General features: G+C 68.7%; 12 protein-coding genes and 2 pseudogenes. 7 read left to right on the plus strand and 7 right to left on the minus strand.

The window, feature by feature from the left end:
* Positions 1 to 1,163 (plus strand): annotated as a pseudogene (locus CSW58_RS02950) (NAD(P)/FAD-dependent oxidoreductase); the annotation flags it as partial.
* Here the strand turns inward: CSW58_RS02950 and CSW58_RS02955 are convergent.
* From CSW58_RS02955 to CSW58_RS02960, 4 genes are all read right to left on the minus strand, one after another.
* On the minus strand, positions 1,151 to 1,963 hold the full coding sequence (locus tag CSW58_RS02955) for a patatin-like phospholipase family protein (protein WP_369825062.1): 813 nt from the start codon (positions 1,961 to 1,963) through the stop codon (positions 1,151 to 1,153). The pseudogene CSW58_RS02950 and the gene CSW58_RS02955 overlap by 13 nt on opposite strands.
* Positions 1,960 to 2,127, minus strand: coding sequence for a patatin-like phospholipase family protein (locus CSW58_RS15600; protein ID WP_255406526.1), 168 nt, complete (start codon positions 2,125 to 2,127; stop codon positions 1,960 to 1,962). Before CSW58_RS15600 ends, CSW58_RS02955 begins: the two co-directional genes overlap by 4 nt.
* Positions 2,076 to 2,339: a hypothetical protein gene (locus CSW58_RS14730; RefSeq protein ID WP_236627618.1), complete on the minus strand. Its 264-nt coding sequence runs from the start codon at positions 2,337 to 2,339 to the stop codon at positions 2,076 to 2,078. The genes CSW58_RS15600 and CSW58_RS14730 overlap by 52 nt, the downstream gene beginning before the upstream one ends.
* Positions 2,340 to 2,481: 142 nt before the next feature.
* Positions 2,482 to 2,688 (minus strand): cold-shock protein, encoded by a 207-nt coding sequence (locus tag CSW58_RS02960; RefSeq protein WP_099446244.1) that lies wholly within the window; start codon positions 2,686 to 2,688, stop codon positions 2,482 to 2,484.
* Positions 2,689 to 2,986: 298 nt separating this feature from the next.
* On the opposite strand from CSW58_RS02960, the gene CSW58_RS02965 reads away from it, so the two are divergent.
* Both CSW58_RS02965 and CSW58_RS14255 read left to right on the plus strand, forming a co-directional pair.
* Complete coding sequence (locus tag CSW58_RS02965; RefSeq protein ID WP_236627619.1) at positions 2,987 to 3,256, plus strand: hypothetical protein; 270 nt, start codon at positions 2,987 to 2,989, stop codon at positions 3,254 to 3,256.
* 61 nt (positions 3,257 to 3,317) lie between these two features.
* On the plus strand, positions 3,318 to 3,494 hold the full coding sequence (locus tag CSW58_RS14255; RefSeq protein ID WP_201721553.1) for a hypothetical protein: 177 nt from the start codon (positions 3,318 to 3,320) through the stop codon (positions 3,492 to 3,494).
* Positions 3,495 to 3,543: 49 nt separating this feature from the next.
* Here CSW58_RS14255 and CSW58_RS13955 read toward each other — a convergent pair whose 3' ends face one another.
* Complete coding sequence (locus CSW58_RS13955) at positions 3,544 to 3,810, minus strand: hypothetical protein (protein ID WP_161494549.1); 267 nt, start codon at positions 3,808 to 3,810, stop codon at positions 3,544 to 3,546.
* A gap of 145 nt (positions 3,811 to 3,955) precedes the next feature.
* On the opposite strand from CSW58_RS13955, the pseudogene uvrC reads away from it, so the two are divergent.
* From uvrC to CSW58_RS02990, 3 genes and pseudogenes are all read left to right on the plus strand, one after another.
* Positions 3,956 to 5,834 (plus strand): annotated as a pseudogene (gene uvrC / locus CSW58_RS02980) (excinuclease ABC subunit UvrC).
* 180 nt (positions 5,835 to 6,014) lie between these two features.
* Complete coding sequence (locus CSW58_RS02985; protein WP_099446246.1) at positions 6,015 to 6,524, plus strand: DUF1993 family protein; 510 nt, start codon at positions 6,015 to 6,017, stop codon at positions 6,522 to 6,524.
* Positions 6,525 to 6,597: 73 nt separating this feature from the next.
* Positions 6,598 to 7,674, plus strand: coding sequence for a glutathione S-transferase family protein (locus tag CSW58_RS02990; RefSeq protein ID WP_161494550.1), 1,077 nt, complete (start codon positions 6,598 to 6,600; stop codon positions 7,672 to 7,674).
* A gap of 6 nt (positions 7,675 to 7,680) precedes the next feature.
* Here CSW58_RS02990 and CSW58_RS02995 read toward each other — a convergent pair whose 3' ends face one another.
* Complete coding sequence (locus CSW58_RS02995) at positions 7,681 to 9,876, minus strand: TonB-dependent receptor domain-containing protein (protein ID WP_099446248.1); 2,196 nt, start codon at positions 9,874 to 9,876, stop codon at positions 7,681 to 7,683.
* A gap of 160 nt (positions 9,877 to 10,036) precedes the next feature.
* On the minus strand, positions 10,037 to 11,218 hold the full coding sequence (locus CSW58_RS03000) for a trans-acting enoyl reductase family protein (RefSeq protein WP_099446249.1): 1,182 nt from the start codon (positions 11,216 to 11,218) through the stop codon (positions 10,037 to 10,039).
* 158 nt (positions 11,219 to 11,376) lie between these two features.
* On the opposite strand from CSW58_RS03000, the gene CSW58_RS03005 reads away from it, so the two are divergent.
* Complete coding sequence (locus tag CSW58_RS03005) at positions 11,377 to 11,613, plus strand: hypothetical protein (protein ID WP_099446250.1); 237 nt, start codon at positions 11,377 to 11,379, stop codon at positions 11,611 to 11,613.
* Positions 11,614 to 11,793 lie beyond the last annotated feature (180 nt).

Consider the following 11,793-nt stretch of genomic DNA (forward strand, 5'->3'; position numbering starts at 1 on the left):
ACGTCCAGTTCGGCGAGGGCGGGGCGGGCACCTTCTCGGACGGCAAGCTCTACAGCCAGATCAAGGATCCGCGCCATCTGGGCCGCAAGGTGCTGGAGGAGTTCGTCAAGGCCGGGGCCCCCGAGGAGATCCTGACCGAGGCCCATCCCCATATCGGCACCTTCCGGCTGGTGACGCATGGTCGAGCATATGCGCCAGACCATCGAGGCCCTGGCGGCGAGTATCGCTGGCAGCACCGGGTCGACGGCCTCGACATCGAGACCGCCGCCGACGGCTCTCGCAAGATCCGGGGCCTGAACCTGTCGAACGGCGACTATCTGGCGGCCGACCATGTGGTGCTGGCCGTCGGCCACAGCGCCCGCGACACCTTCCAGATGCTGCATGACCTGGGCGTTCATATCGAGGCCAAGCCGTTCTCGATCGGGGTGCGGATCGAGCATCCGCAGTCGTGGATGGACAAGGCCCGTTTCGGCACCCATGCGGGCCATCCCGACCTCGGCGCCGCCGACTACAGCCTGTCGCACCACTGCGCCAACGGCCGCACGGTCTACAGTTTCTGCATGTGCCCGGGCGGCACGGTGGTGGCGGCGACCTCCGAGCCCGGCCGGGTGGTGACCAACGGCATGAGCCAGTATTCGCGCAATGAGCGGAACGCCAATTCCGGCTTCGTGGTCGGCATCGACCCGGCCCGCGACTATCCGGGCCACCCCCTGGCCGGGATCGAATTCCAGCGCCAGTGGGAGAGCCTGGCCTATGTCGCCGGCGGCTCGACCTATGCCGCCCCGGCCCAGACGGTCGGCGACTTCATGGCCGGCCGGCCCTCGACCCAGCTGGGCGAGGTGGCCCCGTCCTACAAGCCGGGCGTGACCATGACCGACCTGTCGGCCTGCCTGCCGGCCTTCGCCGTCGAGGCCATGCGCGAGGCCCTGCCGGTGTTTGGCCGTCAGATCGCGGGCTATGACCATCCCGACGTGCTGCTGACCGGGGTCGAGACCCGCACTTCCTCGCCGGTGCGCATCACCCGCGGGGCGGACTACCAGAGCCTCAATGTCGCCGGCCTGTTCCCGGCCGGCGAGGGCGCGGGCTATGCCGGCGGCATCCTCTCGGCGGCGGTGGACGGCATCAAGGTCGCCGAGGCCGTGGCGGCGGATTATCTGGGGTAGGGAGGGCTCGACCCCTGGGTCGCGGCCGCCGGCTCCACCGGGATGTCCGGCGTCCGCCAGGCGCTGCCCGCCACCATGCTGTCATAGCCCAGGCGAAACAGCGCCTGGCGATTGTCGGCCGTGAAGTCCAGGCCCGAGGTGTCGACCGCGGCGTCGTCGGGGATGGCCGCGAACTGCAACTGGCCGCCGCTACGACGGGAAAAGGCGGCGCTGGCGGCCAGGTGGGTGCGCATCAGGGCCTGACTCATCGTTTCCCAGGCCCGGCTGATGATCGACAGGGTGCCGCCCCGGGTGAAGGCGAAGCCGCCGCCGATCTTGCCGTTGACGATCACCCGGACATGGCCGGGCCGATCGTCGCCCTTGACCCGCGGGGTCCACAGCATCAACGCCTCGGGGGCGACGAAGAAGGGGATGATCACCCCGCCGTCGACATGCATTTCCGACAGCTTGCGGCCCTGACCCTCGACCTCGATCAGGGTGGGCGGAAAGACGCCGGGGATGCTGGCCGAGGCGACCAGCACGTCCTGAAACAGCTTCAGCGAGGCCGCGTCGCCGCGCGAGGCGATGGCCCCATGTCCCAGATCACCGTCTGCTCGGTATCGAGATTGGTGGTGGCGATCAGCAGCCGCCGGCCCTTGGCGTGCTCGATGGCGGACGGCGTAGAGCAGCGGCGGATCGACATATCGCGCCACCAGGGCGCGCAGGGCCTCGGTGTTGTAGAAGCCCGGCCGGAACAGGATGTCCAGGCCGCGGCGCTTGAGGATCTTGCCGGCCTGCTCGCCGGTATAGGCCTGGGTCAGGCGCTTGTCCCAGTCGGGGCCGAGGAAGGCGAAGGCGCGGTCAGGGCCCCGGTGCTGACTCCGGTGACGACGTCGAATTCGGGCCGGTCGCCGGCCTTGGTCCAGCCGACGATCAGGCCGGCCCCGTAGGCGCCATTGGCCCCGCCGCCGGAAATGGCCAGCATCTCGAAGGCCTTGCCGGGGTCTCGCGCGCCCGGGCGGCCTCGACGAAGCGAAATCCGACGGCGGCGTCGCTGGCGTTGAAGCGGATCTCGGCCATGCCCTGGGGCGCGGCGCCGGTGATCTCGGTGGCGGTGAAGGGGGTGCGGGGCAACGAGCCGCAGGCGGCCAGGGTCAGGCTGGCCAGCAGGACGATCAGGAGCCGTGCCGTGCGCATGCCGTTCGATCCCAGTCTGTGCGGATGCCGGGACTATAGATCGCCGACCCAAACGCAAGAAGCCCGCACGCAAAAAGGCCGGCGCGAACGCCGGCCTCAGGGAAGCTTGTGAAGGCCCCGGCGCACCGGGACCTTGCTTTGATTAAGCTTGCAGGTTGCTGGCGGCCATCTTGCCGCTGCGGCGATCCTGCTCGAGTTCGTAGGTGATCTTCTGACCTTCATCCAGGCCGCGCAGACCGGCGCGTTCAACCGCCGAAATGTGCACGAAGACGTCAGCGCCGCCGTCGTCAGGTTGGATGAAGCCGAAGCCCTTGGTGCCGTTGAACCATTTCACGGTGCCGGTAGCCATAGTTCGTAGTCCTTGTCGTCGAGATTCGTCGCAGGAGAGTTCCGCGCGACGATCAATGTCGTTGGGGATCGGTAGGCGCGTCCGGCGCGCTCCGTAGAGCACATGGAATAGCAGGCCGAACGTCAGCGAAATCGATACTGCATGTTGGTCAGGAAAAACTTCGCGCGGCAAGCGATTTCATCAGGGAGGCGTTTTTCGGCCCCGCAGCCAAATGAGTTTGGACCCCAAGCGACGCCACGGACGTTGTTAGGGTCTGTCGTGGACCGTTCCGGTTTGCGCGAGCCGTCCGGAGCCTGCCATGACCTCGACCCCCGAAGCCGCGCCCCCCGAGACCACCCCGGTTTTGTCCCTGGTCGGCCGTATTCCCCAGATGAAGGACTCCGAGCTGGTGGCCCTGTTGTCCAACGCCCGCCGCCTCGACATCGTCGGCACGCCCGAGCAGCGCCGGATGAGCGCCACGGTCCTGCCGGCCCTGGAACTGGAAGCCTCGCGCCGCCGCGAGACCAAGCTGAACCTCGCGGTCGCCCGCCGCGCCGGCCCCCGCCGCGGTCCATCCGTCGCCGCCTGACGCCTTGCCGCCGTCATCATTGCGAGTCATTCTCAACTAGTGAGACGACTCGGAGGCGATGATGGTGGTGCGAACGACGGGGGTCGGCTGGCTGACCCTGATGATGCGGGCCGAGCGGCTGGCCGGCGGCGGCGTCGAGCCGGACACCGAATGGCTGCTGCATGGCCCGACCGATCCCGCGGTGGTCCAAACGGCCGACGATGAGCCGCCGTCGATCACCCTGCTGGCGGCGGAGTAGGGCGTGGCGGCCCGCGCCGCGCGGTTGACGAAGTCCGGGCATGCGGGGATCATTCGCGTATGGCGGATGGCGACCTCACCCTGACGATCGACGCGGCGCTCGCGAAGCGGCTGAGGTCGCGCGCCGAGGCGCGGGAAAGAGCGTCGAAGCCTTCGCCGCCGAAAGTCTTGATCTGATGTTCGGGGAGAACCGGGGTTTCGACGATAGCGACGCCCATTGGGATGGGGTTGCGCGGATCGCCGATGAGACCCTGCGCGATGGCGGCATTCCGCTTGAGGATGTCGAGCGCTGGGTCGCCTCCTGGGACACCGACCAAGAACGGCCTCCGCCGGAAGCCGCCCGCTTCGGTGCAGCGGGATAGGTCCTGAAGTAGACCGCCCATGCCGAGCTCGTTGTGATTTCCCGCGTCTTCCACAGCCTGGAACGTCGCTGATCGCGGCAGACTCGCCTATAGATCGGCCGTGGATCTCGAAGCTCAAACCTCACTCGTCGGCGCCGCCCTGATCAAGGACGAGGTCTCGCGCCTGCCCGACAGCCCCGGCGTCTACCGGATGATCGGCGAGAACGACGAGGTTCTCTATGTCGGCAAGGCCAAGAGCCTCAAGAAGCGGGTGATCCAGTACGCCCAGGGCCGCTTCCACACCAACCGCATCGCCCACATGGTCGACGCCACGCGGGCCATGGTGTTCGTCACCACCCGCACCGAAGCCGACGCCCTGCTGCTCGAGATCAACCTGATCAAGTCGCTGAAGCCGCGCTTCAACGTGCTGCTGCGCGACGACAAGAGCTTTCCCGAGATCATGATCCGCCGCGATCACGACGCCCCGCAGCTGCGCAAGCACCGCGGGGCCCACACGATGAAGGGCGACTATTTTGGCCCCTTCGCCAGCGCCTCGGCGGTCAATTCCACGCTCAACACCCTGCAGAAGGCCTTCCTGCTGCGCTCGTGCAGCGACAGCGTCTACGAGACCCGCTCCCGGCCGTGCATGCTGCACCAGATCAAGCGCTGCGCCGCGCCCTGCACCGGCCTGATCGCCAAGGACGACTACCAGGCCCTGGTCGACCAGGCCGAGGCGTTCTTGAGAGGCAAGTCCCGCGCGGTGATGGCCTCGATGGCGCAGCAGATGGAGGCCGCCGCCGAGGACCTGGAGTTCGAGCGCGCCGCCCGCCTGCGTGACCGCATCCGCGCCCTGGCCGCCGTCTCCCAGGAGAGCCAGATCAATCCCGAGACCGTGGAGGAGGCCGACGTCGTGGCCCTGCACGTCGAGGGCGGCCAGGCCTGCGTGCAGGTGTTCTTCTTCCGGGCCGGCCAGAACTGGGGCAATCGGGCCTATTTCCCGCGCATCACCGGCGCGGCGGAAGAGGAGGGGGTCAGCGAGGAGGCCCAGGCCATGACCGCCTTCCTCGGCCAGTTCTATGACGACAAGCCGATCCGCGGCTGATCCTGGCCAATGTCGAACCGGCCGAGTGCGCGCTGCTGGCCGAGGCCTTCGCCCTGAAGAGCGGCCGCAAGGTCGAGATCAGCGTGCCCAAGCGCGGCGAGAAGGCCGATCTGGTCCAGCACGCCCTGACCAATGCCCGCGAGGCCCTGGGACGGAAGATGGCCGAGGGTTCGGCCCAGACCAAGCTGCTGACCGGGGTCTGCGAGGCCTTCGGCTGGAGGCCCCGCCCGAGCGGATCGAGGTCTATGACAACAGCCACATCCAGGGCACCAACGCGGTCGGCGGCATGATCGTGGCCGGGCCGGACGGCTTCATGAAGAGCCAGTACCGAAAATTCAACATCAAGGACACCGAGCTGACCCCCGGCGACGACTACGGCATGATGAAGGAGGTGCTGCGGCGCCGCTTCGCCCGTCTGGTCAAGGAAGAGGAGGGCGGCGACAGCGGCGCGCGGCCCGACCTGGTGCTGGTCGACGGCGGCAAGGGCCAACTGGACGCGGCCCTGGAGGTGATGGCCGATCTGGGCGTCGACGACATCGCCATCGTCGGCGTCGCCAAGGGCCCCGACCGCGACGCCGGGCTGGAGCGGTTCTTCATCGACGGCAAGCCGCCCTTCATGCTCGAGCCGAAATCGCCGGTGCTCTACTACCTGCAGCGCCTGCGCGACGAGGCCCACCGCTTCGCCATCGGAGCCCACCGCACCCGCCGCTCGATCGCCATGGTCAAGAACCCGCTGGACGAGATCGAAGGCGTCGGTCCCGGCCGCAAGCGCGCCCTGCTCAACGCCTTTGGCTCGGCCAAGGGCGTCAGCCGGGCCGGGGTCGAGGACCTGATGAAGGTCGACGGCGTCAGCCAGCCCCTGGCCGAACGCATCCACGCGTTTTTCCGCAAGAGCTGAAGGCTGGAAGATCCTCCCCCCGTGGGGGAGGTGTCGGCGAAGCCGACGGAGGGGGAAGTGTTTTTTCGCCTTCAACCTCCCCCTAGAGCAACGCCCCCCTCCGGCCCTTCGGGCCACCTGCCCCTTCAGGGCGAGGATCGCTCTGCCTATATGGGCTTCACAGCTTCACCAGGATCGCCCATGGCCACCGCCTTTTACGACCTCACCGTTCCCGTGCTCCTGCGCGCCCTGCGCAACCTGTCGGCCATTCTCGAGAAGGGCCGCGTCCACGCCGAGGCCCAGGGCCTGGCTCCGGACGTCCTGCTGCAGGCCCGCCTGTTCGAGGACATGGCCCCCCTGACCTCGCAGGTTCAGCGGGTCAGCGACGCCGCCAAGGGCGCCCTGGTGCGCATCGGCCAGGTGGCCAATGTGGCCATGGACGACACCGAGACCACCTTCGAGCAACTGCAGGCCCGCATCGCCGCCACCATCGCCTTCGTCGAGGCCGTGCCGCGCGAGGCCGTCGACGGCCGCGAGGACGCCGAGATCATCCTGCAGATCCCCAATGCCGGCAGCCTGACCTTCACCGGCCGCGACTATGTGCTGGGCTTCGTCCTGCCCAACGTCTTCTTCCACGTCACCACCGCCTACGCGATCCTGCGCCACAACGGCGTGCCCCTGGGCAAGCGCGACTATCTGGGCGGGATCTAAAAGCGCCGCACCGGTTCCCAAGCCGATCACGTAGTGACACCATCAATGTCATTACGTGATCGGAGTGACGGTGATGATCGTCCATGGCCTGGACCTGTCCTATTTCACCGGCAAGCTCGAGGGGGCCCTGCGCGCCAAGGGGCTGAGCTACCGGTTGGCCGAGATGGACACGGCGGCCTTCGCGGATGGGGCGCGGCGCACCGGCGTGCGGCAGATGCCGCATCTGCAACGCTCCGACGGACGCTGGCTGACCGACACGCCCGGCATCCTGGACGCTCTCGAAGCCGAGGGGCTCGGCAGCGGCCTGACGCCGCGAGACCCGACCCTGGCCGTCCTGGCCGAGCTGATCGAACTCTATGCCGACGAGCATCTGTGGCGGCCGGCCCTCTATTACCGCTGGGCGTTCGAGGACGACGCGCGCCTGATGAGCGGTCGCCTGGCCGACGGCATGCTGCGCGACCTGCGCCTGCCCCGCGCCCTGCGCCAGTGGTTCATCCTGCATCGCCAGCGGCGGGTCTATCTGGCCCAGGAGGGCGTGACCCGGGCCAATCGCCACGAGATCGAACGCGACTATCTGTTGCTGCTCGACGCCCTGCAGCCGGTGCTGGCGGCGCGGCCCTGGCTGCTGGGCGCGGCCCCGACCCGGGCCGATATCGGCCTGTTCGGGCCGCTGTTTCGCCATTTCTTCTGCGATCCGACCCCGGCCAGGATCCTGCGCGACCGGGCCCCGGCCGTGGCCGCCTGGGTCACCCGGCTGTGGGCCCTGCAGCCGGATCCGGCGCGAGACGCTTCGGGGCTGACGGACCTGCCGCAGGGGCTGGGGCCGCTGATGGCCCTGATCGGCGAGCGCTTCCTGCCCGAGGCCGTGGCCAACGCCGAGGCGGTCGCGGCGGGCCAGCCCCGCGTGGAGCATCGCCAGGGCCAGGCGATCTTTCGCTATGCGGCCAATCCCTATCGCGCCTGGCGGCTGGATCGGCTGATGTCGCGGGTCCAGGCGCTCGAACCGACCGCTCTGGCGCGCCTGGAGACCGTGGTCGGGGCCGGGGTGAGGGCGGTGCTGACCGCGCCACGCTGGTCGATCGCCGTCACGCCGCCGGCCGCGGGGTCCGCGCCGCGCGACCGCTGGTGGCGGCGCGCGGACCGGACCTGAGGCGGCCTACCCCACCGGGCCCGCGCCGGCGTCGAAGTCGAAGGCCGGTTCGCGCTGGCGGGGGCCGGCCCCGCCGAAGGTGTAGGTCAGGCCGATGAACACCGCGCCGATATTCATGTTCCGCTTGGAGCGATCGCGCAGGGTCGGGGTGTCGATGACCACCTCCTCCTTGAAGGTGCCGGCCACGTCCTGGGCGGTGACCACCAGCGACAGCTTGTCATTGACCTTGCGGCGATAGCCCAGATTGATCATGCCGCTGGGCTCGCGATAGCCCTGCGGCGTCAGGCGCTTGCCCATCATGAAGGCGTTGACCTGGAAGAAGTCCTTGGGCGTCGCCTGCCAGTTCACATTGGCCCGGCCGCCCAGCGAGGTGCCCGAGCGGGGCTCGGCGAAACCCAGGCTCGTGGCGTCGATTTCGTTCCAGTAGACATTGCCGCTGACATTGTAGGTGATCTTCGGCGTCAGGCGGCCATTGGCCACGAATTCCAGCCCGCCGTTGCGGCTTTCCGCGAGGTTGGCGCGGGTGGTCAGCAGCACGCCGCCGCCCAGGTCGCGGACCACGTCGGTGACGCCCTTGAAGCTCTCGCGATAATAGGCGGTGACCAGGTAATAGGTCGGGCCCGAACGCCGCTGCCAGCCCACCTCGTAGGAATGGGTCTCCTGCGGCTTCAGATCGGGATTGCCGGCCCGGAAGTTGAACGGGTCCTGATAGACCCGGAAGGGGTTGAGGTCCTGGGCCTGGGGCCGCTGGACCCGCAGGCTGTAGCTGGCCGTCAGTTGCTGGGTCTCGTTCAGCTCGTAGCCGAGATAGAGCGAGGGATAGGCCTTGAAATAGTCGCTGCCGCCCTTGATGCCGCCGGTGACCTGGTTGGTCTCGATGTCGACCTGTTCCAGCCTCAGGCCGGCCTGGGCCGTGAAGGCGCCGAAGGGCCGCTCATAGGTGGCGTAGGCCGCCGCGACGGTCTGATCGTAAAGGAACTGGTTGGTCAGGGACGGGTCCACGACCAGCGCGCCGGCGGTCGGGCCGCGCGCGCCGTAATTGTCATAGTCGTTGCTGGATCCCTCGAGTTCGAACCCGGTCTTCAGCTTGGCCTGGTCGGCCAGGGGGCGGGTATAGTCGACCTTGAGGTCGGTGCGGGTCTGCTCGACCCCGAACCGGGCGGCTTCATAGGTATCGGCGCCCGGGCGATTGTCGGTGAAGGCGGTCAGGTCGCGCGCGAAGTCGGTGACCTCGTATTCGATATCGGCGACCAGCTCGTGGTCCGTGCCCTTGAACTGGCGACGCCAGTCGGCGCTGACCGAGGTGTTGGTGCGCTCGAACGCCGAGTTGGAATCGCGGTCATAGGCCCGGGTCACGGTCCCGGCCGCATCCTTGCCCGCGAACAGCTCCTTGGAGTCGGATTCATACTTCATGCCGCGGCGGCGAACCTCGCCGCTGATCCGGGTCTTGGCGTCGAGATCGTATTCGACGCCGGCCCGCAGGTTGGCGCCGTCGCCGGTGCTGTCGGACACGCTGCTCTGACGGCTCTCCAGGAACTTGCCGCTGATCGGGTCGAACCGGGCCCGGTCGCTTTCCTGGTCCATCTCCTGGGCGTCGTGGCGCAGGGAGGCCTCGCCCGAGAGCGCCAGCTTGCCGGCGCGATACGAGCCGCTCACCCCGCCATTATAGCGGCCGTCGGCGCCGATATTGGCGCGCACCGTGGCCGATTTCCCGGGGCGCTGGACCTTCTTGGTGACGAGGTTGATCACGCCGCCGGTGCCGTCGGGGCGATAGGCGGCCGAGGGATTGGTCATGACCTCGACGCGATCGATGGAGCCCGCCGACATCTGCAGCAGGGCGTCGCCTCGGCCGTCGCCGTTGAACATGCCCGAGGGCTTGCCGTCGATCATGATGGTGACATTGGGATCGCCGCGCAGGCTGACATTGCCCTGCACGTCGACCTCGACCGAGGGCACATTGCGCAGGGCGTCGCTGATCGAGCCGGTGGTGGCGCCCAGGTCGTTGGCGACGCTGTAGCTGCGGCGGTCGATCGAGGTGCGCAGGCCGTCGGTCGAGCCGGTGACCGTCACGCTCTCGACCGCGACCGGGGCCTCGGCCGGCTTGGCCGCGGGCGGGGTCTTGGGCGCCGCGGCCTGGGCCAGAACGACGGTGGGCGCGGCGACCGCGGCGGTGGCGGCGAGCAGAACGAGTTTCAGGCGCAAGGTCGGACCTCAGGATCGGCACAAGCCGGGCGGTCCCCGGACGCACGCAAGTACGCGTGTCCGAGGCCCCCGGATGCGCCGCTAGGACATCACCTTGCGGTCCGATTCAAATGTCTTTTCGGCAATGTTGCCGGTTGCGCCGCGTCGTGACGGAGAAAGCTCAGGTCTCGACCGTGAAGGTCAGACCCGCTTCGCGTTGCAGACGCTCGACCAGACGGCCCTGCATCGCCGCGCCGGGCGTCCAGATCCCGCCCGGAACCTCGGTCGCCTCGGTGACCAGGCAGATGGCCGATTCGGCGATCATCTTGCTGGTCGAGCCATAGCCGGGGTCGCGGTCGCCTTTGACGCTGGCCCGCACCTGGCGGCCGTCGGCGGCGACGCCGACGAACAGCACGTCGTAGAAGCCGGTCTCGCGCTCTTCCAGGCTGGGGCCCTCGCCGGGCTTGGGGCCGCCCTCGCCGCCCAGGGCGGCGTTGCCGGCGTTGACCGCCTTGGCGATCGCCTCGCCCTGTTCACCGGGCCCGGTCAGCATCATCTCGTCATAGACGAAGTCGGCGCCATAGGGCTGGCCCATCAGGAAGTTGGAGCGATGGACATTGCGGGTGTTGATCGCCGCCATCACGAACGGCGCGGCCCAGACGCCGAGGTCCTCGTCATAGGCCACGGCGGCGCCATGCGGCTGGACCGGGCCCTCGAAGCCCGGGGTCAGGGCGAAGGGGTTCTTGAGCAGGTCGATCACCGACGGATCCTTCATGGCCGCCGCCATGGTCGCCTTCAGGCTGGCCGCCGTGCCGCCCGAGAAGCCGCCCTTCATGCCGCGCACCCGACCCTTGACCCGGGGAACCGCCGCGCCGAGCGCGGACTTGGCCTCTTCCTGCAGGAACCAGACGCCCAGTTCGAAGGGGATGGAGTCAAAGCCGCAGGAGAACACGATCCGGGCCCCGGTGCGCTTGGCGGTCGCCTCGTGGGCGTCGATCATCCAGCGCATCCAGGCCGGTTCGCCGCACAGGTCCAGATAATCGGTCCCGGCCTCGGCGCAGGCGCCCACAAGGTCCGAGCCATAGAGCTGATAGGGGCCGACGGTGGTCAGCACCGCCTTGGTCCGCTCGACCATGGCCTTGACCGAGGCCGGATCGTCGGCGTCGGCCACGACCAGCGGGGTGTCGGCCGGGGCGCCGATCAGGTCGCGGACCTCCGCCAGCTTGGCGGCGTTGCGCCCGGCCATCGCCCATTTCACCGCCCCGCCGACGCCATAACGGCGCGCCAGATACTCGGCGACCAGCCGGCCGGTGAAGCCGCTGGCCCCATAGACGATGATGTCGAACTCGGCCTTGGGGTTCATGGCGTCTCCTCCCGGGGTCTGTCGCCCCACCCCGCGAACTTGCCGGGAAGCGGCGTCGGGATCAAACGCTTGTTTGCGACCTGTGGCGCCAAGGCCAGGATCGCGGGCGATCGGACGGCTCATATTGTATCGCCGGGACCAAGGCCCACCTCCTGGTCATGACCCAAGCCCTGATCACCCTGGCCTTGACCATCGGACCGGCCCTGCTGCTGGTCCTGCTGCTGGCTTGGGGGCTGGCCCGGTCCAGGCGGGCGCGCCGCCGCCTGGCCCCGCTGGCGGGCATGATGCTGCTGCTGGGCGCGTTCTTCCGGGTCGATCCGCCGCCGCCGCCCCGCACCGAGGCCAGCCCCCGTGAGGACGGCGCCGAGGACAGGACGGGCGCGCCGCCGATCTGAGGGCGGCTCCGAGCGGCGGTCGCTGGCCACCGGTCTCAGTCGGAACGTGGGTTCAAGCGATCAGGCGTTTCGCGCCATAGCCCTTCCGCCCGTTCATGCGTTAGAACCTTCGCCATGAAAAAACTGCCCAACATCCTGACCTCCGCCCGCCTGGTGATCGCCCTGTTCATGTTCGTGGCC

This window comes from Caulobacter sp. B11 (assembly GCF_002737765.1).
GTDB lineage: Bacteria > Pseudomonadota > Alphaproteobacteria > Caulobacterales > Caulobacteraceae > Caulobacter.